The 25683-nt window shown below is 70.1% G+C and carries 14 protein-coding genes and 3 pseudogenes; 9 read left to right on the top strand and 8 right to left on the bottom strand.

The window, feature by feature from the left end; genetic code table 11:
- Positions 1 to 46: 46 nt before the first annotated feature.
- Positions 47 to 526: pseudogene (locus AB0C59_RS08920) on the top strand (ATP-binding protein); the annotation flags it as partial.
- 223 nt (positions 527 to 749) lie between these two features.
- Here AB0C59_RS08920 and AB0C59_RS08915 read toward each other — a convergent pair.
- A pseudogene (locus AB0C59_RS08915) lies at positions 750 to 920 on the bottom strand (hypothetical protein); the annotation flags it as partial.
- Positions 921 to 2394: 1474 nt separating this feature from the next.
- Between AB0C59_RS08915 and AB0C59_RS08910 the strand changes: the two are divergent.
- From AB0C59_RS08910 to AB0C59_RS08890, 5 genes and pseudogenes are all read left to right on the top strand, one after another.
- Positions 2395 to 4053, top strand: coding sequence for a DEAD/DEAH box helicase family protein (locus AB0C59_RS08910; protein WP_351243825.1), 1659 nt, complete (start codon positions 2395 to 2397; stop codon positions 4051 to 4053).
- A 56-nt stretch (positions 4054 to 4109) separates the two neighbouring features.
- Complete coding sequence (locus AB0C59_RS08905; protein WP_363002116.1) at positions 4110 to 4676, top strand: hypothetical protein; 567 nt, start codon at positions 4110 to 4112, stop codon at positions 4674 to 4676.
- A 1072-nt stretch (positions 4677 to 5748) separates the two neighbouring features.
- A complete protein-coding gene (locus AB0C59_RS08900) occupies positions 5749 to 7122 on the top strand; it encodes a DUF4041 domain-containing protein (RefSeq protein WP_363002114.1) in 1374 nt (457 codons plus the stop codon).
- A 31-nt stretch (positions 7123 to 7153) separates the two neighbouring features.
- A pseudogene (locus AB0C59_RS08895) lies at positions 7154 to 7261 on the top strand (restriction endonuclease); the annotation flags it as partial.
- A gap of 1082 nt (positions 7262 to 8343) precedes the next feature.
- Positions 8344 to 12507 carry a hypothetical protein gene (locus AB0C59_RS08890; protein WP_363002112.1) on the top strand — a complete coding sequence of 1388 codons (4164 nt, stop codon included), beginning with the start codon at positions 8344 to 8346 and terminating at the stop codon, positions 12505 to 12507.
- A 268-nt stretch (positions 12508 to 12775) separates the two neighbouring features.
- On the opposite strand, the gene AB0C59_RS08885 is transcribed toward AB0C59_RS08890, so the two are convergent.
- A complete protein-coding gene (locus tag AB0C59_RS08885; protein WP_363002110.1) occupies positions 12776 to 13147 on the bottom strand; it encodes a 6-carboxytetrahydropterin synthase in 372 nt (123 codons plus the stop codon).
- A gap of 191 nt (positions 13148 to 13338) precedes the next feature.
- Positions 13339 to 14286 carry an MIP family channel protein gene (locus AB0C59_RS08880; RefSeq protein ID WP_363002108.1) on the bottom strand — a complete coding sequence of 316 codons (948 nt, stop codon included), beginning with the start codon at positions 14284 to 14286 and terminating at the stop codon, positions 13339 to 13341.
- Between the two features lie 366 nt (positions 14287 to 14652).
- Here AB0C59_RS08880 and AB0C59_RS08875 point away from each other — a divergent pair, with 366 nt between their 5' ends.
- Positions 14653 to 16632, top strand: coding sequence for an NAD-binding protein (locus AB0C59_RS08875; protein ID WP_363002400.1), 1980 nt, complete (start codon positions 14653 to 14655; stop codon positions 16630 to 16632).
- Between the two features lie 170 nt (positions 16633 to 16802).
- Here AB0C59_RS08875 and AB0C59_RS08870 read toward each other — a convergent pair whose 3' ends face one another.
- Complete coding sequence (locus AB0C59_RS08870; RefSeq protein ID WP_363002106.1) at positions 16803 to 17186, bottom strand: nuclear transport factor 2 family protein; 384 nt, start codon at positions 17184 to 17186, stop codon at positions 16803 to 16805.
- Positions 17187 to 17370: 184 nt separating this feature from the next.
- Here AB0C59_RS08870 and AB0C59_RS08865 point away from each other — a divergent pair, with 184 nt between their 5' ends.
- The gene (locus AB0C59_RS08865; RefSeq protein ID WP_363002104.1) at positions 17371 to 19305 is read left to right on the top strand and encodes a prolyl oligopeptidase family serine peptidase; all 1935 of its coding nucleotides are present in this window, start codon (positions 17371 to 17373) and stop codon (positions 19303 to 19305) included.
- Between the two features lie 163 nt (positions 19306 to 19468).
- The gene (locus tag AB0C59_RS08860) at positions 19469 to 20401 is read left to right on the top strand and encodes an SURF1 family protein (RefSeq protein WP_363002102.1); all 933 of its coding nucleotides are present in this window, start codon (positions 19469 to 19471) and stop codon (positions 20399 to 20401) included.
- A 243-nt stretch (positions 20402 to 20644) separates the two neighbouring features.
- Here the strand turns inward: AB0C59_RS08860 and AB0C59_RS08855 are convergent, their stop codons facing one another.
- The 4 genes from AB0C59_RS08855 to AB0C59_RS08840 all read right to left on the bottom strand — a co-directional run bounded on the left by AB0C59_RS08855 (position 20645) and on the right by AB0C59_RS08840 (position 25622).
- A complete protein-coding gene (locus AB0C59_RS08855; protein WP_363002100.1) occupies positions 20645 to 21985 on the bottom strand; it encodes a hypothetical protein in 1341 nt (446 codons plus the stop codon).
- Positions 21982 to 22734: a SigE family RNA polymerase sigma factor gene (locus AB0C59_RS08850; RefSeq protein ID WP_363002098.1), complete on the bottom strand. Its 753-nt coding sequence runs from the start codon at positions 22732 to 22734 to the stop codon at positions 21982 to 21984. The genes AB0C59_RS08855 and AB0C59_RS08850 overlap by 4 nt, the downstream gene beginning before the upstream one ends.
- 487 nt (positions 22735 to 23221) lie before the next feature.
- On the bottom strand, positions 23222 to 24295 hold the full coding sequence (locus tag AB0C59_RS08845) for an aspartate-semialdehyde dehydrogenase (protein ID WP_363002096.1): 1074 nt from the start codon (positions 24293 to 24295) through the stop codon (positions 23222 to 23224).
- Between the two features lie 52 nt (positions 24296 to 24347).
- Positions 24348 to 25622, bottom strand: coding sequence for an aspartate kinase (locus AB0C59_RS08840; protein WP_363002094.1), 1275 nt, complete (start codon positions 25620 to 25622; stop codon positions 24348 to 24350).
- Positions 25623 to 25683 lie beyond the last annotated feature (61 nt).

The following is a 25683-nucleotide window of genomic DNA, read 5'->3' as shown; positions in this document are numbered from 1 at the left end:
TTCACCAAGCACGACGCGGTACACGGCACCCGGGGAGCGACGACGCATGTCTGAAGGCCAGTACATCAACGTGATGCCGCATCCCCGCATCCTCGGCGTCCTGGGCGACATCGAGTTCGCGGCCTGGCAGTGCCTGGCCGAACTCGTGGACAACGCCTTCGACGTGTTCCAGTCCTCGCCCGAGACGGGAGGCGAGAGGCCCACCGTGAGCATCTCTCTGCCGACCGCGCAGGACTCCCGGTCTGCGGCTGAGGTGGCCGTCCAGGACAACGGCCGAGGCATGAGTCTCGACGAGGTGCGTAAAGCGATCAGCGCTGGCTGGAGCGGAAACGGTCGGCACGGCGCGCTCGGCCTGTTCGGCATGGGCTTCAACATCGCGACCGCCCGCCTCGGTCGCAAGACCGTCGTCCGCACGGGGCGTTCCGGAGACTCCTTCTGGACCGAGGTCACGCTTGATCTTCCGCAGATCGAGGCGTCGGCCGCGTACCAAGCTCCGTACCGCCAGGTGCCCAAGGCCAACCCCTCTGAGCACGGGACTGTCATCACCATCAGCGACCTCAAGGGTGAGCAGTTCGAGGCGCTTCGTCGTCCCAACGCCCTCAAGGTGATCAGGGAGAAGCTGGGTGACGTGTACAGCTACCTCCTGACGGCACGGGGCTTCCGGCTGACGATCAATGGCAAGAAGCTGCCGCCCAGGAAGCCCTGTATCTGGGACGAGAAGCGCACCGTCACACGGCGAGGCGTAGAGATCAGCGCCGTTCAGCGCATAGACGTCCCCCTCTCGGACAAGAAGGCATGCATGGCCTGCGGGTACTGGAACCCGCTCGACGTTGATCGCTGCCGCGAGTGTGAGCAGGACCGGCTTGAGGTTCGTTCCCGCCGTATCTGGGGCTGGCTCGGAATCCAGCGCTACGTGCACCGCACGGACTATGGCATCGACTTCCTGCGCAACGGCCGGAAGATTCTCCTCAAGGACAAGCGGGTCTTCTACTGGAACGACGAGGACGGCCTCGGCGAGCCGGAACTTGAGTACCCCATCGACTCCAAAGCGGCGACAGGGCGCATCGTCGGTGAGATTCACTGCGACCACGTCACCCCGAACTACCAGAAGACTGCTTTCGAGTTCGAGACTGCCGAGTGGCACCAGGTGCTGCGGGCCATTCGTGGGGAGAGCCCGCTGCGTCCGGAGATCGCCAAGCGACGCCAGCTCCCGGAGAACGAGAGTCCGCTGGCGCTCCTGTACTCGGGCTTCCGCCGCCAGGACCCCGGCCTGAACTACTTGGTACCCGGAAACGGCAAGGAAGCCATTCACGAGAAGACCGTCCAGTGGGCGAAGCTGTATCGCGATGACCACCCCGACTACCAGAGCGACGAGATCTGGTACGAGGCGGCCTACAGCCACGATCACCCGCACAAGGACGACCCCGGGGCCGACTCGGACAGCGGCACCGACGAACTCCTGCCCGGCCTCGGGCCCGTATCGCCTGGCGAGGAGGACGATGACCAGGAAGTCCCCAAGACTGAGGACGTCCCGCCGGCCGACGATCCGGCACCAGTAGAGACCTTCGAACAACGGCTGCAGCGTTATCGCGACAGCGCGGACCAGTTCCCCGACCTCGCGGGCGAGTACCTGATTCCCGAGATGGGTCGGATCGAGCTGAGAGTCTGGGCTGTGCGGGACCATCGACTCACCAATGCCAAGGAGCAGGAGACCCCGGCCTTCGCCATCATGCTGCGCTCCCCGCAGCTGGAGGTCTTCGTCGACTCCGATCACCCGCTCTATCGTGAGCATGGAGCGGACATGCGTGACATTGCGCTGCTGGAGGCAGCCGAGTACATGCGTGTCCGGCAGAACGACAACTCGACGCCGCTGTCGCAGTTGCTGCTCCTGTTCAAGGAGCGCTCTTCCAGCCCTCGCCTCACACCGACAGCGATGGCCGACGAGGCCGAGCGGCTGCTGGAGCGGATCCGCACCCTGATGGTCCCGGTGATCGCGGAGACGCCGGCAGTTCACTGGCTGCAACTACGCGCGGACGAGAGGGAAGCCGCTGAGGAGCGTTTCGCCTTGGAGTCGGAGCCCGGGCTCGACTGGAACGAGGCTGTCAACAATGGGGACTTCATCCGGTTCGCCCCCGCCAGCGCCGTCCTACGTGTCATCAGCGAGTCGCCAGCCCCCTTTATGGACGGGAAGGTCTTCCGGCGCTCCTATGCCGCGCTGTCGGCTTCGGACGCGCGCGACTTGATGGTGGAACGCTTGATGAACCCCCTGAGTGATCTGGCGCTCCTCGCGCAGCACCGGCCGAAGGTCACTCCTGAGGAGCTGGGGCGCATTCGCGTCAGCTGCCGCCTGATCGCCCGCGATCTCGCGGACGACAGCTGAGGATCGGAGAGGCGATGCACAGCTTCCTGGACCCGGCCCCCCTTCTCGACGCCGGACCGCTGCAGTTCCCTAGGCGTGTCGAGCGGCTCCTGTGGCATCTGGGTTTCACGGACGTAGCCGTTATCGATGGCTCCGGTGACGAGGGTGGCGATGTCCTCGCTCGTCGACGGGGAGAACTATGGGTCTTCCAGTGCAAGTGGAAGCGACGAGGGGTCGTCGGCGCTGACGCCGTGGACGAGGTCGACAACGCGCGTGACCACTACAGTGCGCATCAGGCCGTCGTCGTGACCAACAGCCGCTTCAGCTCAGAGGCCCGGCGCCGGGTCGACGTTCTATCGCGCATCCGTCCCAGCATCCATCTCTGGGAGGGCGGTCACCTCGCCCGCAGTTTCAAGGGGATCCCGCCCCGCTTCGGAGAGGTGACGCCTCGCCCCTACCAGGCCGAAGCGCTTTGGGCCCTGGACAAGGACCTGGACTCACACGGACGCGCCCTGCTCATCCTGGCGACGGGTCTCGGCAAGACCGTGGTCGGCGGCGAGGTCATCGCGGCGCACCTCCGCCGCCACCCCACGGATCAGGTTCTCGTTGTCGCTCACGCCAAGGATCTTGTCCATCAATTGGAGCGCGCCCTCTGGCGACACCTGCCCAAAGAAATCCCCACCCGTCTCCTTACTGGGGACACCCGCCCGGACGACCTATCCGGAGTGACCTGCGCCACAGTGGGCTCCGCTCTGCCGGCTGCCCGCTTCGGTTACCGGCCGGCACTTGTCATGGTTGACGAAGCCCACCACGTCGGCGAGGACGGACAGTACGACGAGCTGCTCGAAGTGCTCTCTACCGCGAGGCAGTTCGGGGTCACGGCCACTCCGTGGCGAGGGGACTCGCATGACATCAGCCACCATTTCGGGCCCGCGAGCTTCACGCTCGGCATCGAGGAGGGAATGCGTCGGGGTTACCTGGCCCAAGTGGACTATCGGTTGTTCGTCGACAACGTCGACTGGGATGTCGTCAAAGCGGCGAGCGAGCACGAGTACGGCCTGGCCGACCTCAACGCTCGCCTCTTCCTGCCACAGCGGGACGAGTCCATCCGAGACGAGCTGGCTGCCGCATGGGCGGCCACCGCCAATCCTCGAGCCATCGTGTTCTGCCGCACGGTCGAGCACGCCGAGCGACTGGCCGAACTACTGCGTCGCACCCCGTTGTGGTCCGGCGCTTTGGCCCTGCACGCCGGCCTGGCCAAACGCGAGAGGCAGAGCCGGCTCCTAGCCTTCCGTAGCGGCGAGGTCCCCATCCTCACCTCAGTGGACATCCTCAATGAGGGTGTGGACGTCCCCGACGTCAACATCCTCTGCTTCGCCCGAGTGACTCACTCTCGGCGGATCTTCGTCCAGCAGCTGGGGAGGGGGCTCCGACTCCGGGAGGGCAAGGAGCGCGTGACGGTACTCGACTTCGTCAGCGATCTACGCCGGATCGCGGCGGCCCTCAACATCAAGCGGAGTCTGGAGGGTGGCGAGCTCGAAGTCCTGGACCAAGTCGCCCCATCACAGATTGAGTTCAACGACCAACGGGTTGCGACCCTTATGGAAGAGTGGATCAAGGACGCGGCCAGTCTCGAAACCGCGTACGACGAGCACCGCCTGCAGTTCCCGTCCGCCCTCGCCACCTTGGAGTAGCCGCCTTGCCCCAGCTCAACCTTCCGGAAGCTCTTCGCCGTCGCATCCTCCTCAGCATGTACCGCACCGCCGACGAGCTGGATTGGGAGTTCCTGAGCAATCCCGGGAAGACCGCTCAGTACCGCCGCTGGTTCGATGACCCGGGAATTGGCGGGGAGCTCCGGAAGTTCGCCAGCGACCAGGACGTCCGTGTGTGGATCAAGGACGTACCGATGAAGGAGTACGCCCGAGCTCAGGAGGGTATCGGCAACTTCGTCCCGTACGTCCGCCGTCGTTTTCGCGGGGCGGACGAGATTGTCCACTTCTTCTGCGGACCCGGTTGGTCAGTGGTGCCGGACTCGGTGGAGGGCAAGCCCAATCACTGCCTTGCCACAGACGGCAACGTCAAGCGTTACATCTGCTGGGGCAAGGCGGGGGTCTTGAAGGACCTCATCTGGGCCGTGCTGAACGAGGCCATCGACTCACCCACCCGTCCCGGCATCGTGATCACCACCAGGGACGGCGAGACGATCCCTCAGCGCGCGCGTGAACGTCACGTGCGGCTGGCGAACCACTGCGGTGTCGACCTGGACCACCTACACCGCAGCATGATCGATAACCCCGACCTGCTTCCCGATCGGTAACCAGCTCCTCGTCGCCCCACAACAGGTGCCCGACCTGGGAGCCATCTGGGAGCCGATCCGCTCCCCGAGCCCGTTCCAGGCCATGCGACGCCAACCGAGCCCACCCCTCCGACCTGCGGAAACACCATCGAAGCTGGCAGGCTACGCAACCGAACCTCATTCGGGACGAAGAGGTCGTGGGTTCAAATCCCGCCACCCCGACAGCTAAGTAGCAGGTCAGAGGGCCCTCACCGGCAAGGTGAGGGCCCTCTGACGTTGCTGTGTGTCTAAGTGCGTGACTATCGATTCCCGAGTGACTACGACCGCCGTCGCTCAGCGCCGAAGATCCCGTCCATGACCACGGCGCCGGTCTGGATCGGAATGGATGCCGAACTCGACCGCGATCTGCTTGGCCTGCTTTCCGGCCTGGACAAGCGCGATGGCACGCGCTCGGAAGTCCGCTGGACAGAGAGGAGGCCTGACTGCCAGCCCTCCGTGAAGGAGCGTCAGCCAGCTACCAGAACTGGAGCCCAGGACATGGGGCAGGTCAACCTGTCCCCCAAGCCCGCATCAGTCCCGACGGCGCTCCCTCCTCGCACGAGGCTCAGTAACTCGTCGACAAGTTCACCGGTCGGATTCCTCGTCGCGTACCACCCGGAACTCGGCCCTCTCCCCCAGCAGGCCATCACGCATAGTCACAATATGATCACGAGGTGGAGTGTGCGGCTGATCTGGTGGCTGATCAGCGAGAAAATGCCGCTCTATGTTTGCCGGAATTATCCGGCGTCCTGTGCTGGGGAGCCACAGGGGCGAGGGGTGGGGAATGAGCACTTACCGTTTCAATCCGCCGCCGGGTTGGCCTGTGCCACCCGCAGGATGGATGCCGCCGCCGGACTGGCGGCCCGACCCTTCGTGGCCCCGAATGCCGAAGGGATGGCAGTTGTGGGTTCCTGAGGCCGACTCTGCCGCCGCCGCGCTCGCCGCCGGTCCTGCCACAGGCTCTACGGTGCCAACTGCGGCTGCTCCCGGGAGCGCAACGGCGGTGCCGGCCCCTCGGAAGGGCGGGCTGTTCGGGCGTCGGCGTCCGGCCACTGTGCCCGAGGCCGAAGAGTTGCGGGCGTGGATCGAAAGGACACAAGGGCTGGATGCCGCGCGAGTCGCGGGCCTCGTACGGCAGGTCGAGGCGGAGGCGGCCGCACTACGTGAGAAGGCATCCGCCGAAGCTGTCGAGGAGGCCGAGGCGATCCTCAAGGACGCGCGTGAGACGGCAAAAGAGATTCTCGGCGACGCGCGCCGTACGGCAAAGGAGACCGAGCGGGTCCGCAAGGAAGCCGACCGGCACCGCAAGGATGTCTTCGACGCCGAGCGACGGCTTGCTGAACTGCACGGCCGGATCGTCAACGCCGACGAGACCGCCATGCTGCAGGAGGCCGGAATCTATGCCTACCGGCATGCGCTGCACGACGCGATCGCCTACCGCAGCAAGCTCGACACACTGCAGAACGAGATCAAGGCGCTCGCCCGTGCTGGCCGCGCCGTCCAGGCAGCCACGGACTGGACGGTCAACGGTTCCAAACGCGAGGGCCAGAAAATGGTCCGCGACTTCTCCAAGCTCATGCTGCGCGCCTACAACGCCGAAGCCGACTACGCCGTACGGTCCATGCGGCCGCATCGGCTGAGTTCCCTCGTGGACAGGCTCTATAAGAGCCGCGAGACGATCGCCAAGCTGGGTGCCACGATGCGCATTCGGATCGCCGACGAATATCACAGCGCACGGGTGCGGGAGTTGGAACTCACCGCCGACTTCCTGCAGAAGAAGGAAGAGGAAAAGGAGGCCCAGCGCGAGGTACGCGCCCGGGAGCGTGAGGAGGCAGCGGTCCAGCGGGAACTCGACCGGCAGCGCGAGAAGCTGAACAAGGAACTCGGTCACTACCAGTCAGCACTTGACCGCCTGCGCGAACGCGGTGACGAGGCGGGTGTGGCGGAGATGGAGGCCAAACTGGCCGAGATCGAGAATGCTCTGCAGGATGTCGAGTCCCGCGCGGCGAACGTCCGCGCCGGCTATGTGTACGTCATCTCGAACATCGGCGCCTTTGGCGATCGTATCGTGAAGATCGGCATGACGCGTAGGCTCGAACCTCTTGAGCGCGTATACGAGTTGAGTGGCGCGGCCGTGCCCTTCCGCTTCGACGTGCACGCGCTGATCTTCAGCAAGGACGCAGTCGGCCTGGAGACGGAACTCCACCGACAGTTCGCCTCGCAGCGGGTCAACCAGGTCAACAGCCGGAAGGAGTTCTTCTACGCCACCCCGGCAGAGGTGCGCGACGCGCTGCAACGGTTCGCTGGACAGCATCTGATCGAGTTCACCGAGGAACCCCAGGCACTGGAATGGCGGGCCGGCAGGCGCATGGGCGAAGCCGGTGCGCCTGCCGCAGGCACACGAGGAGTTACAGGCCGGACAGCATGACGTGCGGCCAAGCGTCACCACGATCACGGGCATGGATCGGCTGGAGCGTGCCGCGAAGCTGAGGCAGCGGAGCCGGGACGAGGCACGGGTGCCGCACAAGCCGTTGCTGCTGTATGCGCTGGGACGTTTTCAGGCAGATGTCGCGGACTACTTGCCGCTGCTGGGCCGCATGGCAAAGGTGCTGCTGGAGCCACGCCGTCGAGCGCTCAGCAGGCGGCGCGTTGCTTCTCGACGAGCATTTCCGGTGCCACCCGCGCATCGCCGCGATCTCCGACGACCTCTTCTATGAGGGCGGACTGACCGTCCTCAGCGACACCCGCAGTCACCCCCCTCTCCCCCGCGTCCCGCCGGCATCTGGACAGACGTGCCCGGACGGCCTACCTCGGCCCCGATTGGGTGGCTCCTGGGTCGACGAAGACGAGATCCGAGAAGCGCACGACGGCGTCAGCTAACTGCTGGAACAGCTGCCGCCCGAAACCACCGTCGGCGTCGTCATCCCTTCCCCGACGGAGGCCCTCACTCTCCGTACACTCGCCCCCGCCGGGCCGCGACCCGGTCGAAGCACCGCCGCCGAGGGTCAGGCGCAGACCGGCCTCGAAGCGGCCACCGGGGTGAACGGAAGGCCGAAAGAACCGTCCTGTTCCGCGAGCGCGACGTCCTGGTGGATGTGGGGTGTCAGCGCGTTCCACGGGGCAGTGGCCCGCTGCGCCCAAGTGTCCACGTCGGTGATGACGCCTGGTGTGCTGCGTGGGGTCGTAGCGTCCCAGCGCCCCTCGGGCGCAGAGAAAGCGTCAGCCCCTGGAACACTCCCGGAGGACTCTCCCTACGCGCGTCGTCGGTAAGGCCGAGCCCTCGCCCGGCGCCGGTCCCTCCCCTCGTGGGGACCGGCGCCGGACGGCGGGGGTCATCGATGCGCCACATGGCGGCGTGGCGCGGTGCCCGGGCCGCGCACGCCCCGGGTTCACACGGCGGGGCGGGCGCCATGCCGTGGCTGCGGCGCGCGGTGACCGGAAACGATCGGTGCCATGGGACATCTCCGTGCGCTGAGCTGGTGGCCTGGTCGGGCGGTGTGCGGCTGATCCGCGGAAGTGAGAGTGCCAGCCGGGGGTGAGGAAGAGGAGGTTCCGGCATCGAGTCGACCGCTTCGTTGCAGGTCAGCGGCATAGAGTAAGTTTTCCGGTCCGGATGTCCGGACACGGGGGAAGGAGGGAGTGGAGGATCTTGAGCTCCGACTCGGGGGCGCGTGAGGCCTTCGCGGAACGTCTCGCGCTGCTGTACAAGGAGGCCGGTGATCCTCCCCTCAAGCGAGTCGCCGAGGCGGTCGTCCGGCTCCAGCGCGTCGATCGGCAAGGGCGTCCCGTGCGGGTGTCCGCTCAACGGATCAGCGACTGGCGACGGGCCAGGAACGTGCCCGCCCAGTTCCCCGCCCTCGCGGCGGTGCTGAGCGTCCTGATACCCCAGGCTCGGCGCTCCCGACCCACGCCGGTGTCGGAGGGCCTGTACGACCTGGCCCGGTGGCGGTCCTTGTGGGAGCGCGCGGTGGCCGACCCGGTCGGCGAACGGCCCACATCCCCCACTGCCTCCGCAGCCGCCGCGGAGGACGAGATTCGTCCCCCCAGCGGCGCCCCGGGCGTCCCCGGCGTATGCCCCTACCGGGGGCTGGCCTCGTACCGCCCGCAGGACGCCCCCTGGTTCTTCGGCCGGGAACGCAGCACGGACCTTCTCGTCGCCGAGCTCCGCGCGGCCGAGAGGGCGGGCGGCCTGGTCATGCTCGTCGGCGCGTCAGGAGCGGGAAAATCGTCTCTCCTGAATGCCGGCCTGGTGCCCGCGCTGCTGAACGGCGCGCTGGACGACGGAGACGGCCGGGCGCGGCGCGTTCTGCAGCTCGTACCGGGGAGCGATCCCCTGGCGGAGCTGGCCCGCCACATCCCCGAACTCGGATCCGTCATCTCCGCCGCGAGCACCGCCTCCGAGGACACCTCCGGGAGCACCTCCGAGGACGGCCCGCAGGACCCCCCGAAGGACGCCTCCGACGAATCCTCCGGGACGGACGGCGGAGGGACGGACAGCGGAGGGACGGACAGCGGCGGCAGCGGTGGCGGCGCGCGGGTCGGGCCGGCGGCGCGTGAGGCCGTCGTGGCGTGGGCACGGCGCGCGGCGTCCTCCAGCGGCCGTCCGGTCGTCATCGTGGACCAGTTCGAAGAGCTTTTCACCCTCTGCGGGGACGAGCCGGACCGGCGTACCTTCGTCCAACTCCTCCACGCCGCCTCCTCGCCCCCGGGCCCCGGCGAGCCGGCACCCGCGCTCGTCGTCCTCGGCATACGCGCCGACTTCTACGAGCAGTGCCTCGCGTACCCCGAGCTGGCCGAGGCGTTGCAGCACCGGCACACGGTGCTGGGTCCGCTGACCACCGCGGGACTCCGGGAAGCGGTCGTCGGCCCGGCCAGGGCCGTGGGGCTGGAACTCGAACCGGGGTTGGCAGAGCTGATCGTCCGGGAGGTGAGCGCCGGCAGGCCGCAGGGGACGCACAACGCCGGACTGCTCCCGCTGCTCTCCCATGCCCTGCTGGCCACCTGGCAGCGCCGTACGTCCGGAAGGCTGACGCTCGCCGGATACCGCGCGGCGGGCGGAATCCAGGGTGCCGTGGCGGCGACCGCCGAGCGGGCCTGGTCCGGACTCGACCCGGCGGCGCGTACGGCCGCGCGACAACTCCTCCTGCGACTGGTGCGAGTGGGCGAGGACACCCACGCCACCCGCAGGCGCGAGACACGGCGCCGGCTCACGCGGGAGTCGACGGATCCCGACAGGACGCAGGAGTCGCTCGAAGCGCTGGTGCGTGCCCGGCTGGTGACACTCGACGCGGAGACCGTGGAGATCACCCATGAGGCGCTGCTGCACGCCTGGCCACGACTTCGCGACTGGCTGGACGAGGACAGGAACGGCAATCTGCTGCGGCAGCGGCTGGAGGAGGACGGCAGGGCCTGGGAGGGATCGAACCGTGACTCGTCGCTGCTGTACCGGGGTTCGCGCCTGGAACAGGCCCACGGCTGGGCGATGTCCGCGGGCGACGCGTCGCTGACCCGGAGCGGGGTGGAGTTCCTGGCCGCGTCGGTCCGACTGCGCAGACGTACCGTCCGGATGGGCCGTGCCGCCGTATCGGCCCTGGTCGTGCTGGCGTTGCTGGCCGTGGGCACGGCGGTGCTCGCGTGGCGGCAGCGGGACGACGCCGTGTTCGCGCAGGTGCTCGCCGAGGCGGACCGCGCCCAGTACACGGATCCGTCGCTGTCCGCCCAACTGGACCTGGTGGCACACCGTCTGCGCCCGGACGACCAGGACACGGACAACCGGCTGGTCTCGATCGTCAACGCCCCCTTGGCGACACCGCTGCGGGGGCACAGCGGCCCCGTCTACCTCACCTCCTTCAGCCCGAACGGCCGGGTGCTGGCCACCGCCTCCTACGACCGGACCGTACGCCTGTGGGACGTGTCGGATCCGGCGCACGCCCGTCCGTTGGGCAAGCCCTTGACCGGTCACACCAGTTGGGTGAGCACCGCCGTGTTCAGCCCGGACGGCCGTGTGCTGGCCACCGCCGGCGACGACGGCGACATCTGGCTGTGGGACGTGACCGACCCGCAGCACGCGCACCCCTTCGCCGAGCCCCTGACCGGCGGCTCCGGCGCGGTCTATCTGGCCGCCTTCAGCCCGGACGGGCGGACCCTGGCCACAGCCGACGACGATCACACCGTACGACTGTGGGACGTCGCCGACCCCCGTCATCCGCGTCCTCTCGGGGCGCCGCTGATCGGCCACACCGGCTCCGTGCGGACCGTCGCCTTCAGCCCCGACGGGCGGACGCTGGCCTCCAGTGGTGACGACGCCACGATCCGGCTGTGGGACGTGGCCGACCCCCGCCACCCGCGCCCCGTCGGCCGCCCCCTGACCGCCGCGTCCAGCACCGTGCACTCGATCGCCTTCAGCCCCGACGGGCGGACATTGGCCAGCGGCAGCAAGGACGACACCGTACGGCTGTGGGACGTGACCGACACCCGTCATCCGCGTTCCCTCGGCAAACCCCTGGCCACTCACACCGGTCCCATCTGGTCCGTCGCCTTCAGCCCGGACGGGTCCCTGCTCGCCGCGGGCAGCGCGGACAGCACGGCGAGCCTGTGGAACGTGAGCAACCCCGCCTTCCCTTCGCAGGTCGGGGAACCGCTCACGGGCGGCAGCGGTGAGATGTACGCCGTCGGCTTCAGCCCGGACGGGCACACCCTCGCCACCGGCAGTGGCGACAGCCGGATCCGGCTGTGGTCGATCCCGGCATCGGACATGATCGGCCGGACCGGGGCGTTCAGCCCGAACGGGAAGGTGCTCGCCACCGGGGCGGGCGACGGCAGGATCCGGTTGTGGAACGTCGTGGACGGCGAACGGCCCGTGGCGTTGGGCAGTCCCTTCTCGACGACGGGCGGCGACGACCGGCGGTCACCGAAGTTCCTGCCCCGGTCGATGGTGTTCCTGCCTGACGGCCGCACTCTCGCCGTGCTGATGGGAGGCACCAACACGGTCCAACTGTGGAACGTCGCCGATCCCTCCCGGCCCGTCGCCTACGGCCCGCCCATCCCGCAGAACACGAGGTACGCGGGACCCGCGCTGGCGCTCAGTCCCGACGGGCACACCCTGGCCCTCGACTACGACGACCGGTCCGTGCAGTTGCTGGACATCACCCACCCGGCCCGCCCCGACCGCCTGGGCACGCCCCTCACCGGGCACACGGGCTATGTCAACACCCTCGCCTACAGCCCCGACGGCCGCACCCTCGCCAGCGGCAGCTCCGACGGCACGGTACGGCTGTGGGACGTGACCGACCCCCGTCGTGCGCGGGCGCTCGGCAGACCTCTCACCGGGCATCTGGGGCCCGTCAACACTCTCGCCTTCAGCCCGGACGGGCGGACGCTGGCCAGCGGCAGCGACGACGACACGATCCGGCTGTGGAACGTCACCGACCCCGCGGAGGCCACCCGGCTGGGCCGCCCTCTCACCGGGCACACCGAGGCGCTCGTGTCACTGACGTTCAGCGTGGACGGCCGTACGCTGGCCAGCGGTGGCAGCGACAACACCGTACGGCTGTGGAACGTCACCGACCCCGCCGGGGCCACCCCCATCGGCCAGTCGATGAGCCCCAACGCCAAGACGGGCAACTTCCTCTCGTTCAGCCCGAACAGCCATCTGCTCGGGGTGTCGAGCGGCGCCGACACGCTACGCCTGTGGAACCTGGACACGGACGCGGCCGTTCGCCACATCTGCTCGGCCACCCGGGGCGTTCTCACACCGGAGAAATGGCAGGAGTACCTGCCTCGCCTCCCGTACGACCCCCCGTGCGACGGATGACCGGCCCGGGGGCGGAGCCGGTGCGGCGACCCCAACCTGGCGGCCCCACGCGCCGGGGCACCCACCAAGACCTTCTCGCGTGATCCCGATCACACCTCCTTGCGCCGCGGAGCAGTCGGCTCCGCCGCGCAAGCGGCGTTGTTAGTGTGGGCCGTAGCCCGATCGCTGGTGCATCCCCCGTCGCCAGCGATCGGGCCTTCGCATGCCGGGGAACACCCGACCGACGGCACGGTCCGGCGCGGCTTCCGCACGCGGGGACCGTCCTCGTTCAGCGCTTCGGCCGGTACTCGGCCCAGGGCTTGGGGGTCTCCGAGATCCGGACCGCGGCCAGCTCCGGGAAGCGGTCGATCCAGTGGTCGAAGATCCACACGGCCAGGTTCTCCGCCGAAGGAGAGATCCCCGCTCCCACCGCCTCATTCAGGTGCCGGTGATCGAGGGTGTCGTCCATCCACTTCTTGAAAACGTCGAGCTCACGGTAGTCGCGGACGAAACCCGCCTCGGTGAGGTCCGCGCGAGTCGCCGACAGTTCCAGCACCACGATGTAGTTGTGGCCGTGCATGCGGGCACAGGGGTGCGCGCTCGGCAGCCGGTCCAGCACATGACTGGCCGAGAAGTGGAACTCCTTGGAGACCGTCAGCATGGCGCCTCCGGCCGGTCGAACGCCGCCGGATCCCCCCGGCCCCGTATTCGCCACTCCGTATGCGTCATACGGTCGACAAACCCCGTCCGCACCACAGCCCCCCGTCTCAGCCGTCCTTCACGGCGCTTCCGCAGCCCCCGCGTTGTGCTCGGCCCACGGTAGATAAAGTGGGCCGCTGGGCGGCGACCCGGTCACTCGTCGTCCGCGGTGGTCACCGGGCGGGTCTGGCCGATCTCCGGCAGTTCGCCGAGTCGGGCCCGGATGTGCAGGACGTCGCCGATGAAGAGGTCGTAGACCAGGACTCCGATCACCCCTCCGATCAGCGGCCCGACGATGGGTATCCAGAAGTAGTCGCTGAAGGAGCCGGGCATCGTGCCGGGCAGGGCCAGTTCCTTCCAGCCCGCGAGCCAGGTGAACAGGCGCGGCCCGAAGTCGCGGGCGGGGTTGATGGCGTAGCCGGCGTTCGCTCCGTAGGACATGCCGACGGCGGCGACGACCAGTCCGATGACGAAGGGGCCGAGGTTGGCCTTCACGGCTGTGTTGCGCAGGTCGATCACCGCCACCACGAACATGACGAGGAACGCCGTGCCCACGATCTGGTCCAGCAGGGGGCCCCAGATCCCGCCGTGGAAGTACGGCGCCGGGAACGTGCCGAAGATCGAGAACGAGGCGAGGGTGTGGCCGTTGATCTTGGGGTCCTTCGCGGCCTGGTCATAGGCGTTGATGGCGTCGTGGTAGATGCCGTACACCAGGGCCGCCCCGGCGAACGCGCCGAGCAGCTGGGAGAACATGTACGGCACGACCTTGACCCAGTGGAACCGGCGGCGCACGGCGAAGGCGAGGGTCACCGCCGGGTTGAGGTGTGCGCCGCTGACACCGCCGGCCACGTAGATGCCGAAGGTCACGGCCATGGCCCAGCCCAGCGAGATCAGGAGCCAGTCTCCGGCGCCGACGAAGATGGTGGTGGGGCTCGCGGTGCGGCCGGAACCCGGCAGCGCGGCCACCGCCATCGCCACCACGCCGCATCCGAACGAGATGACGACGAACGTCCCCAGGAATTCCGCGAGGCACTCGCCGAGCAGGCCTCCACGGCGCCTGAGCCGGGATGGTCGTACCAGGGGTGAGATTTCCACAGCCATGATGGACCCCTCAGGGACTGGTCCGGCCGGTGGCGGCTTCCTGCGCCCTGTGCACACAGCGAACACGGCCGGGCACACACACGAGTATGACTCATGCGGCGCCGACCTGCTCATCGCCGGCCCGGGCGCCGCCGGGGGCGGGATGGCCGGTGGGCCACCCTGTGAGGTGCGGGGACCGCGCGTCCTGGCAGGGTGGACGGCGTGCGTGGTGTCAAGGAGTCCAGGACAGCCGCACGTTGGCCGGTATGGCTCCCGAAGGATCAGGGTGCGCCTGGCGCTTGTGGAACCAGGGCCACGGATAGGGCAGTCTTTCCCGGCGTGGCAGACGTTCCGCAGCAGAACGGGTCGAGTGGCCCGGGCCCGCACATGGTGGTGTGCGGTGATGACGGGCTCGCGCACCGGCTGGCCGCCGAGTTGCGCGGGGTCTACGGCGAGCAGGTGACGCTCGTCGTTCCGCGGTCCGACCGTATGGCCCGGCAGCCTGTGGTGGGTCGGGCACGCGCCTCGGCGCTGCTGGACCGGGTGTCCGCCGCCGTCACCCGGGCGGCGGGCAACGGGAACGGCAACGGGAACGGGAACGGGAATAGCAACGGCTCCGACGGGCGCGCCCACGCCGACGGTGCTCGCGCGGCCGGGGCTCCGGGGGCGGTCCGGCTTCAGGAGGCCTCGGAAGCGTCCGAGGCCGTGCTGGCCGAGGCCGGGGTGGAGCGGGCGACCGCATTGGCGCTCGTCTACGACGACGATGAGACCAATATCCGCGCCGCGCTCACCGCGCGCCGCCTCAATCCGCGGCTGCGGCTCGTCCTGCGCCTGTACAACCGGCGGCTCGGACAGCACATAGAGGCACTTCTCGACCAGGCCGCGGCGCTCGCCTCGGGCGGGGCGGACGGTGCGGTGGGGGCGGTCGACGCGTCCACCACCGTGCTGTCCGACGCGGACACCGCGGCGCCCGCCTTGGCCGCCACGGCCGTCGCCGGCACCACCAAGGTCGTACAGACCGACGGGCTGATGCTGCGGGCCGTCGAGCGCCCGCCGCCGGGGCCCGGTCAGGTGGCGGATCCGGGACTGTGCACGCTGGCTCTGCTGTCCGCGACGTCCAGCGATCCCGCCGGAGCCGACGGCTCGGAGGGCAGCGGTGATCTGGGACCCCGGCTCCTGCCCGACGAGGAGGCGGTCGCGCGGGCCACCGGGCGCGGAACGGTCGTCCTGGAGAACGTCTCGTACGCGGGCCCCTCGCTGCCCACCGGGCGCAGCGGCGTCCCCCTGGGCCGGCTGCTGTCGCGGCGGCTGCGGTGGTCGGTCGCCGGGCTCATCGCCTGTGTCGTCGCGCTCGCGGTCGCGTCGATGGCCGTCACCGGCGAGCCTCCGCTGCGGGCGACCTACCTGACGCTGCTCGACCTCTTCGCCATCAACGACCCGGCACTCGGCCAGCCCATCGGACGGCAGATCCTGCAACTGCTGTCCGGGCTCATGGGGTTGCTGCTGCTCCCTGTGCTGCTCGCCGCCGTGCTGGAGGCGCTCGGCACCTTCCGCAACGGGTCCGCGACGCGGAAGCCGCCACGCGGGCTGTCCGGGCATGTCGTGCTGCTCGGGGTCGGGAAGATCGGCACACGGGTGATGACCAGGCTGCGGGAGCTGAAGATCCCCGTGGTGTGCGTCGAGGGCGATCCCGAGGCGCGGGGGCTCGCCACCGCGCGGCGGCTCGGTGTGCCGGTCGTGCTCGGGGACGTGACGCAGGAAGGCGTCCTGGAGGCCGCCAAGATCCACCGGGCGAACGCCCTGCTCGCGCTGACCAGCGCCGACACCACGAATCTTGAGGCCGCTCTGTACGCGCGTTCGGTTCGGCCCGACCTCAGGGTGGTCCTGCGCCTGTACGACGACGACTTCGCGACCGCCGTCTACCGGACCCTGCGCGCGGCGCACCCCCATGCGCTGACCCGCAGTCGCAGCGTGTCGCATCTGGCGGCTCCCGCGTTCGCCGGAGCCATGCTGGGGCGGCAGATCCTGGGCGCGATCCCGGTGGAGCGGCGGGTACTGCTGTTCGCCGCCGTGGACGTGGCCGGTCATCCGCAGTTGGAGGGGCGGACCATCGCCGAGGCGTTCCGTGCGGGAGCCTGGCGTGTGCTGGCCCTGGACGCCCGGGCTCCCGGCGACCGGGACCAGCAGCCCGACCCGGAGTCGGGCACCGGCGACCGGCCCCCCGGTCTGGTCTGGAACCTGCCGCCGACCTACGTCCTGCGTCCGCAGGACCGCGTGGTCCTCGCGGCGACGCGTCGTGGCCTGGCCGAACTCCTCGGTCGCGGACGCCGCGAGCCGTCGGGGAGGTTGGGCACGTCGGAGGCGTAGGCGGTGCGGGGCACTGGGGAAGTGCGGGGCGCGCGGGTGACGTGGGCCGTACGGGTCGAGGCGGGCGCTCAGGCAGCGAAAGCGGCCACGTGTGCCGTCGGACGGCTTGACCGCCTTCGGCGGCGCCGCGGCCGCGGTGGCTCGCGGCGCGGTGCTTCGCGCACCCGTGGTCAGTACCGCTCGACCAGGTGCTCGCGGCCCGCCGGGGGCTCGTACGGCTCGGGCCAGAACTCGGTCACCGTGGCTATGTGGCCCTCCCGGTCGGCGGTGAAGAACGAGATGCCGTACATCTCCTCCAGTCCGACGGTGAAGTGCAGCCAGGAGACGGCCTGTCCGGGCTCGGCCACCACGCGCTCGACGCGCAGATGCCAGTCGCCGGGGTACTCACGCTGGAAACGGAGGAAGTTCTCGCGCCCGCGAACGCGCTCACGCGTCTGCGGAAGGGTGTAGACGACGTCCTCGGTCAGGGTGTCCGCGAACGCCGCCCAGTCACGGGCCTCGGCGGCGGCCCAGAAGGCCTCCACCGTGGTGCGGAGATCGGTCATCGAAGTCATGGGGCGAGTCTGCATCCCGGCACTGACAATCGGCCCTGAACCGGGCGAACAGTACGGCGCCGGCGGCGGCCCGCCGACAACGACGGCTGTGGATCATTCCTGGTCAAAGAGTTCTCCCGGCGAGTTGTCCACAGGCTGGGGGCCTTCGCCGCACAAAGTCGTCCGGGGCGTGCACTATTGGCCCATGACGCAGAGCAACGGGTCCGCCTCACCACGGCGCGGTGGGGACATGCCGGACTGGGAGAAGCGCTTCCGGGCACCGCGGGTGTCACTGCCGGACTGGGCGGAGGACGCACCGCACCGCTCGCTGTTCGTGTCCAACGCGACGGGGACGTTCGAGCTGTACGCGTGGGACCGGACCACGGGCGAACAGCGCCAGGTGACGGACCGGACGAACGGTACGACGGACGGACTGCTCTCGCCGGACGGCGAATGGATCTGGTGGTTCGACGACAAGGACGGCGACGAGTTCGGCATCTGGCGGCGCCGGCCGTTCGCGGCCGGCACGCCCGCCGGAGAGGAGAATCCTGACGCGCCGGCCGCGCCCGGGCTGGAGCCGTCGTATCCGGCCGGGCTCGCGGTCGGGCGGGACGGGCGGACGGCGGTCGTGGGCCGCTCCACCGACGAGGACGGGTCGACGATCCACCTGGTGCGGGCCGGTCAGGAGCCGGTGGAGATCTACCGGCACCGCGAGTCGGCCGGAGTGGGCGACCTCTCGCACGACGGCTCGCTGATCGCCGTCGAGCACACCGAGCACGGGGACGCGATGCACTCGGCGCTGCGAGTGCTGCGGCCCGACGGTTCCATGGTCGCGGAGCTGGACGACAGCAAGGGCGGCACGGTCGAGCTGGGCCTGGAGGTACTGGGCTTCGCACCGGTCGACGGTGACACCCGGCTGCTGATCGGACACCAGCGGCGTGGCCGCTGGGAGCCGATGGTGTGGGACGTCGCGTCGGGCGAGGAGACGGACCTGGCACTGGATCTGCCCGGTGACGTGACCGCGGAGTGGTATCCGGACGGCTCCGCCCTGCTGGTGGTGCACGACTTCGAGGCGCGCGGCGAGCTCTTCCGCTACGACCTGGCGGCGCGGGAGCTGCGGCGAGTGCCCACCGCGCCGGGCACGGTGTCGGGGGCGACCGCGCGTCCCGACGGGACCGTGGAGTATCTGTGGTCGTCGGCCGCCGAGCCGTCCGTGGTGCGCTCCACGTCCGGGGAGGTCGTGCTGGATCCGCCCGGCATGAAGTCCCCGGGATCGGTGCCGGTGCGGGACGTGTGGGTCGAGGGGCCCGGCGGGCGCGTCCATGCCCTGGTGCAGACGCCGGCGGGCGTGACCGGACCGCTGCCGACCGTGTTCGACATCCACGGCGGTCCGACCTGGCACGACAGCGACGCCTTCGCGGCGGGCCCGGCGGCCTGGGTGGACCACGGGTACGCGGTGGTGCGGGTCAACTACCGCGGCTCGACGGGATACGGGCGCGAGTGGACGGACGCCCTCAGACATCGGGTCGGGCTGATCGAGCTGGAGGACATCGCGGCGGTCCGTGAGTGGGCTGTGTCCTCCGGGCTCGCGGATCCGCAGCGGCTCGTTCTGATGGGGGGATCGTGGGGTGGATATCTGACGCTGCTCGGGCTCGGCACCCAGCCCGAGGCCTGGACCCTGGGCATCGCGCAGGTCCCGGTCGGTGACTACGTCACGGCGTACAACGACGAGATGGAGGCGCTGAAGGCGATGGACCGGACACTGCTCGGGGGCACCCCGGAGGAGGTTCCGGAGCGGTTCGAGGCGTCGTCGCCGCTGACGTACGTCGACGCGGTCAAGGCACCGGTGTACATCTCGGCCGGGGTGAACGACCCGCGCTGCCCGATCCGTCAGGTGGAGAACTACGTGGACCGGCTCGCCGCGCGGGACGCGGTGCACGAGGTGTACCGGTACGAGGCCGGGCACGGTTCCCTCGTGGTCGACGAGCGGATCAAGCAGGTTCGGCTGGAGCTGGACTTCGCCGCACGCCATCTGGGCACGGCCGGGGCGTCCGCATCGCCAGAAGCGTCGGCATCGACATCGGCGTCCACGTCGGCGGATGTTTCGAGGGAGGTGGGAGGAACGGGGACGGCGAGGTAGGCCCGGCTGCCCCTGCCGCGGTGCGGTGGCCAGGTGTGGTGGCACGGTGTGGCGGCCGGCCCGGGTACCGCACCGTCACCCGGCGTGGCTGGCCCCCCGGCGGCCGGACCGGCGCGCGGGACCCACGGGCGGGTCCCCGTGGGCGGCACCGTACCTTTGAGGCGTGTACCGGTTTCTGCTGACGCCCCGATGGTGGGGGATCAACGCCTTCGTGCTGCTGGCCATCCCCTTCTGCGTCTTCATGGGGTCATGGCAGCTGAGCCGGTTCGAGGCCCGCGTGCAGGAGCATCACACCCAGACCGAGCGTGCCGCGACGGACCGTACGCAGGCGGCCCGGCCCCTGGGCGACCTGCTGCCGGTGGACCAGAGGACGTCGGGGATGCGGGCGACCGCGACCGGACGGTACGGGAAGCAGCTGCTGGTGCCGGACCGGGAGCTGGACGGCAAGCGCGGGTACTACGTGCTGACCATGCTGCGGACCGGGTCGGGCAAGGCACTTCCGGTGGTGCGGGGCTGGCTGCCGGGAGACGCGGACGCCGCGAAGGCACCGGCCGCGCCGGCCGGTGAGGTCACGGTGACAGGGGCTCTGCAGGCCTCGGAGAGCCCGGGCTCCGGGGGCGCGGGCACGGGCGGTGGTCTGCCCGCCGGGCAGACCGCGGCGATCAGCGCCGCGTCGCTGGTGAACCTGGTGCCGTACGACGTGTACGACGCGTGGGTGACCCTCGACAAGGCCGACAGCGGGATGCGGGCGGTACCGGCGACGGCGCCCGCGGGAGGCGGGCTGGACCTGAAGGCGTTCCAGAACCTGGGCTACACCGGCGAGTGGTTCGTCTTCGCTGGGTTCACGGTGTTCATGTGGTTCCGGCTGCTGCGGCGGGAGGTCGAGTACGCCCGTGACGCGGAGCTGGGCCTTGTGACCGGCGGTGCGGGCCCGGTTCCCGGGGTGTCCTCAGCCGAGGAGGGCGCCGGCGGCGGGTCGGTCGGCCTGTCGTCCGAGGCCGACAGCGACAGCGACAGCGGCGGCGACACGGACACCGACACCGACACCGCTTCCGCGCGTGAGACCGGGGGCCGCGCGGGGGCCGCGCAGTCCTGAGCCGATCGGCCGGGGCCGCGGGGCGGGTCATCGGTCGGCTATGCCCCCCGCGTCCGAGACGGGGTCGCCCGCACCGGAACCTCTGGAGAGGCACGCCCCAGAGCCACGCCCCCCCCAGAGCCACTGACCGGGGGCCGCGGACCCGGGTCACGGGCCGGCCGAGGGGCCGGGCCCGGCGGGAAGAGGGGTGCCGGTGTCGGTGAGGGCTGTTCCCGGGGGCGGACGTGCCGTGGTCCGGCCGGGTCAGGAGGTGGCCGGGAGGAGGCCGGTGCGGTAGATCGTGCCGGCGCACGCGTCGGGGATGGTCGCGGTGGAGGTCGCGGTGCCGGTGGCCGGTGTGTGGGAGACCGTCACACTGCCGTCGGCCACGCCGTCCTCCCTCATCAGCTGCGGTGCCGCTCCACTCTCCCCGCCCGCGCCGTCGCTCGCGCTCGGGGTGCCCGAGGGAGTGGGGTCCGAGGTGGGGCCGGGGCCCGTGCCGCCCCCCGTCGTGGGGCAGGTCTGCGAGGGCATCCAGGCGAACTTGATCTCGTAGCCGGCACCCGGTTCGAGGACGAGTGAGGCGACCTCCTGGGCCGGGTCCGGCAGTCCGGTGGCCGCGTCGGTCGTGACATGGGTGACCACGCTGATCTTGGACGCGTCCGCGGCGCCCTGGGCGGCGGCGGTCACGCTGCCGGCGTCGGAGACGGTGCAGGCCGAGGCGGACACGTTGACGACGTGGAACGAGCCGTAGATGGTGCCCGCGGAGTCCGGGCCGCCCGCGGCGGCGGTCGCACCGCCGAGTTGCGTCGCCGTGCAGGCCGGGGCGCTCTGCGGGGAGGCGGAGGGGTCGGCGGAGCCGGTGGCCCCGCTGCTGACGCCGTTGCCCGGCTGGTCGCCCTGGCCCTTCCCGTCGTCCTTGCCCGGTGTCCTGGACGTGCCGGAAGCGCCGGCGGCGTCGCGGGAACCGCCGTCCGGGTCCTTGCCCTCGGCGGTGTCCTGCCCGGCCTGGGAGGCCTGTCCGGCGATGGCGGGGTCGGCGCCCAGGTCGGTGGTGTCCGAGACATGCACCAGGGCCGGGATCGCCGTGCCGAAGAACAGGGCGGCGGCCGCCACGCCGACCACGGCCTGCCGCTTGCGGGCCCGTCTGGCCGGCACCGCGCGTCGCAGATGCTCCAGCGTGCCGTCGCTCGGCTCGATCTCCCGCACCGCCCGGTGCAGCAGCTGCCTCAGGGCTTCCTCGTCCGTACCGGGCGCATCCTCCGCATCGAGCGCACCGAGCCCAGGCCCCTCGGGGGCCGGGGCCGCACCGTGCCCCGGCTCGCCACCGCCCGTATCGGCGCCACCATCCATACCGACGCCGACGTCCGCACCGGTGCCGGTGCCCGAGCCGGTACCGGCCTCGTCGCGGGCGCGGCCACCGATGTCGGGGTCGGTGGGGGACGGGGCGTCGGGGCGTTGGTTCACAGGTGCGTTCCCAGCGTGCTGCTCATGGTCGTTCTCGTCGGGCTCTCGCCGGTCTGTCGGCTCCCGCCACGCGTAAGGCTCGTGCCGTTCGTGGGAGTCGTGCCCCCAGGGAACGACGCCCTTGTCGTGCTCGCTCATGCCGTCGCCCCCATCGCGACGCGCAGCGCCGCTATGCCACGGGAACCGTACGCCTTCACGGACCCGATGGAGACTCCGAGCGTCTCGGCCACCTGGGCTTCGGTCATGTCGGCGAAGTAGCGCAGCACCAGGACCTCCCGCTGGCGCCGCTGGAGGCCCTTCATCGCCTTGATCAGCGCGTCGCGCTCCAACTGGTCGTAGGCGCCCTCTTCGGCGCTCGCCATGTCCGGCATCGGCTTCGACAGCAGCTTGAGGCCGAGGATGCGGCGTCGCAGGGCCGAACGCGAGAGGTTGACGACGGTCTGGCGCAGGTAGGCGAGGGTCTTCTCGGGGTCCCGGACGCGCTTGCGGGCCGAGTGGACGCGGATGAACGCCTCCTGCACGACGTCCTCGCAGGAGGCGGTGTCGTCGAGGAGGAGGGCCGCCAGACCCAGCAGGGAGCGGTAGTGGGCGCGGTAGGTCTCGGTCAGGTGGTCGACGGTGGTGCCGGCGGCCGTCGCGTCGGCGGCGCTCTCGGCACGCGCCGATCCCCGCTCACGTGCCGCGTCCGACCCCTGCGCCTCACGTGCGTCGCGCGGCTCCTGCGGTGTCTCACGCTGGTTCGGTATGCGGGCGGGCCGCCGCGTCGTGGGCATGGGGGCGATCACCGGCATGCCGCCGGGCGTGCCGGGCACGCGAGGGCGACGGCGAGGCGGGCGAAGGGCCGCGCCCCTCGCCTGTACCGCGGTGAATTCCAGAACCTCAGCCACGCCAGTTGGACACGTCGTCCCCGGCCAGGGTTGTACGCGGCGGGCCGGGCTTTCCCGCGCGTCTTCACATCCCGGTGCGCCTTCACATCCCCGAGCGGCGTCCCCTCCCCGTGCACGCCCCGTCGTATGCCCCCCGGCACGGACCGTGCGTCAAGTGCCCTCATGCGTACCAGCTCTTCCTTTATGCCCCGTGTGTGGTGGCGCCCAGCCCCCGAAGGCGACCGCAAAGACGCTCCCCGCCCCGCGCGCGGTTGCGAGGGCGGGGAGGGAAATCTTCGAACGCCGAGAGGGGTCGATTCAAGTGGTCCGGACCATGGTCCTGCACACAACCACCACGAATCCTGCAAACGTTTCAGACATCAGGCAAGGGAATTCGCTCGCCCCGGCCGTCCGGTCCGACGCCGTCCGGCACGCTCCAACGCCGTCCAACGCCGTCCAACGCCGTCCGATGCCGTCCGATGCCGTCCAACACGGTCCGGCAGCGCCCCTACTGCCCGGTTGTCCTCAGCTCGCCCGCCACCAGCTCGGCGATCTGCGCCGTGTTCAGGGCCGCGCCCTTGCGCAGGTTGTCGCCGCACACGAACAGTTCGAGGGCGGTGGGATCGTCCAGGGCACGCCGCACCCGGCCCACCCAGGTCGGGTCCGTGCCCACCACGTCCGCGGGCGTGGGGAACTCGCCCGCCGCCGGGTTGTCGAAGAGGACCACACCGGGCGCGGTGTCGAGGATCTCGCGCGCGTGGCCGACCGTGACCTCGCCCTCGAAGCGCGCGTGGACGGTCAACGAGTGCGTGGTGACCACGGGCACGCGCACACAGGTGACGGCCACGCGCAGCTCGGGCAGGCCGAGGATCTTGCGGGACTCGTCCCGTACCTTCATCTCCTCCGAGGACCATCCGTCCTCGCGCAGGGATCCGGCCCACGGCACGACGTTCAGCGCGACCGGCTCCGGGAACGGACCCGTGTTGTCGCCCAGCGCGCGCCGCACGTCACCGGGGTGGGTGCCGAGTTCCGTACCGGCGACGAGCGACAGCTGCCGGCGCAGGGTGTCGATGCCCGCGCGGCCCGCACCGCTGACCGCCTGGTAGGAGGACACGACCAGTTCGCGCAGCCCGAACTCGGCGTGCAGCGCGCCGAGTGCCACGATCATCGAGAGGGTCGTGCAGTTGGGGTTGGCGATGATGCCGCGGGGGCGCACCCGGGCGGCGTGCGGGTTGACCTCGGGAACGACCAGCGGGACGTCGGGGTCCATCCGGAAGGCGCCCGAGTTGTCCACCACCACCGCGCCCTTGGCGGCGGCGATCGGCGCCCACCGCTCCGCGATCTCGTCCGGTACGTCGAACATCGCCACGTCGACGCCGGTGAGCGCCTCTTCGCTGAGCGCGAGGACCTCGACCTCCTCGCCGCGCACGGTCAGCTTGCGGCCCACCGAGCGGGGCGAGGCGAGCAGACGGATCTCACCCCAGATGTCCGCGTGCTGGGACAGGATCTGGAGCATGACCGTGCCGACGGCCCCGGTCGCTCCCACGACCGCGAGCGTCGGCTTCCCGGCCCGCGCCGTCATCGACCCTCCGTGCGGGTCGTACGACGGCCCATGCCCCCTCGGGGGAGGGCGTTCATCGTCCGGTGCCTCCGTAGACGACGGCCTCGTCGCTCTCGGAGTCCAGGCCGAACGCGGTGTGCACGGCGCGCACGGCCTCCGGCACGTCCTCGGCGCGGGTGACGACCGAGATGCGGATCTCGGAGGTCGAGATCAGCTCGATGTTCACGCCGGCGTCGCTGAGCGCCTCGAAGAAGGTGGCCGTGACGCCCGGGTTCGTCTTCATGCCCGCGCCGACCAGGGAGATCTTGCCGATCTGGTCGTCGTAGCGCAGGGAGTCGAAGCCGATGCCCGTACGCCGCTTCTCCAGGGCGTCGATCGCCTTGCGCCCCTCGGTCTTCGGGAGGGTGAAGGAGATGTCGGTGAGACCGGTCGACGCGGCCGACACGTTCTGCACCACCATGTCGATGTTGATCTCGGCGTCGGCGATGGCGCGGAAGATCGAGGCGGCCTCGCCCGGCTTGTCCGGCACGCCGACGACCGTGACCTTGGCCTCGGAGGTGTCGTGCGCGACACCGGAGATGATGGCCTGCTCCACCTTCTTGACCCCTTCGATCGGCTCGCTGCTGACCCACGTGCCCTGCAGTCCGCTGAAGCTGGACCGGACGTGGATCGGGATGTTGTAACGGCGTGCGTACTCCACACAGCGGTGGAGCAGCACCTTGGAACCGGAGGCCGCGAGCTCCAGCATGTCCTCGAAGGAGATCCAGTCGATCTTCTTCGCCTTCTTCACCACACGCGGGTCGGCGGTGAACACGCCGTCGACGTCGGTGTAGATCTCGCAGACCTCGGCGTCGAGGGCGGCGGCCAGCGCGACAGCGGTGGTGTCGGAGCCTCCGCGACCCAGGGTCGTGATGTCCTTCTTGTCCTGGCTGACGCCCTGGAAGCCGGCGACGATGGCGATGTTGCCCTCGTCCAGCGCCGTACGGATACGGCCCGGCGTGACATCGATGATCCGGGCTTTGTTGTGGACCGAGTCGGTGATGACACCTGCCTGGCTGCCGGTGAACGACTGGGCGTTGTAGCCCAGGTTCTTGATCGCCATGGCCAGCAGTGCCATGGAGATCCGCTCTCCGGCGGTCAGCAGCATGTCGAACTCGCGCCCTGCAGGCATCGGGGAAACCTGCTCGGCGAGATCGATCAGCTCGTCCGTCGTGTCGCCCATCGCGGAGACGACGACAACCACCTGGTTGCCGTTCTTGCTCGCATCCACGATCCGCTTGGCGACGCGCTTGATGCCTTCGGCATCGGCTACGGAGGAGCCTCCGTACTTCTGCACGACAAGGCCCACGTGCGCTCCTCGCTCAGTGTGTCTCTTTCCGCACCCGCACAGCTTGCAGGTCCGGTCGGCT

Origin of the sequence: Streptomyces sp. NPDC048664 (assembly GCF_040650555.1) — a bacterium.
Lineage (GTDB): Bacteria > Actinomycetota > Actinomycetes > Streptomycetales > Streptomycetaceae > Streptomyces.
The sequence above is the reverse complement of the archived record's forward strand: the minus strand, read 5'-3'. Positions and strand labels throughout refer to the sequence as shown.

Coding starts and splice junctions, on each gene's coding strand:
- AB0C59_RS08910 (WP_351243825.1), top strand. CDS start 2,395: ATGCACAGCTTCCTGGACCCGGCCCCCCTTCTCGACGCCGGACCGCTG.
- AB0C59_RS08845 (WP_363002096.1), bottom strand. CDS start 24,295: ATGACGGCGCGGGCCGGGAAGCCGACGCTCGCGGTCGTGGGAGCGACC.
- AB0C59_RS08870 (WP_363002106.1), bottom strand. CDS start 17,186: ATGACTTCGATGACCGATCTCCGCACCACGGTGGAGGCCTTCTGGGCC.
- AB0C59_RS08875 (WP_363002400.1), top strand. CDS start 14,653: ATGGTGGTGTGCGGTGATGACGGGCTCGCGCACCGGCTGGCCGCCGAG.
- AB0C59_RS08865 (WP_363002104.1), top strand. CDS start 17,371: ATGACGCAGAGCAACGGGTCCGCCTCACCACGGCGCGGTGGGGACATG.
- AB0C59_RS08880 (WP_363002108.1), bottom strand. CDS start 14,286: ATGGCTGTGGAAATCTCACCCCTGGTACGACCATCCCGGCTCAGGCGC.
- AB0C59_RS08855 (WP_363002100.1), bottom strand. CDS start 21,985: ATGAGCGAGCACGACAAGGGCGTCGTTCCCTGGGGGCACGACTCCCAC.
- AB0C59_RS08885 (WP_363002110.1), bottom strand. CDS start 13,147: ATGCTGACGGTCTCCAAGGAGTTCCACTTCTCGGCCAGTCATGTGCTG.
- AB0C59_RS08905 (WP_363002116.1), top strand. CDS start 4,110: ATGTACCGCACCGCCGACGAGCTGGATTGGGAGTTCCTGAGCAATCCC.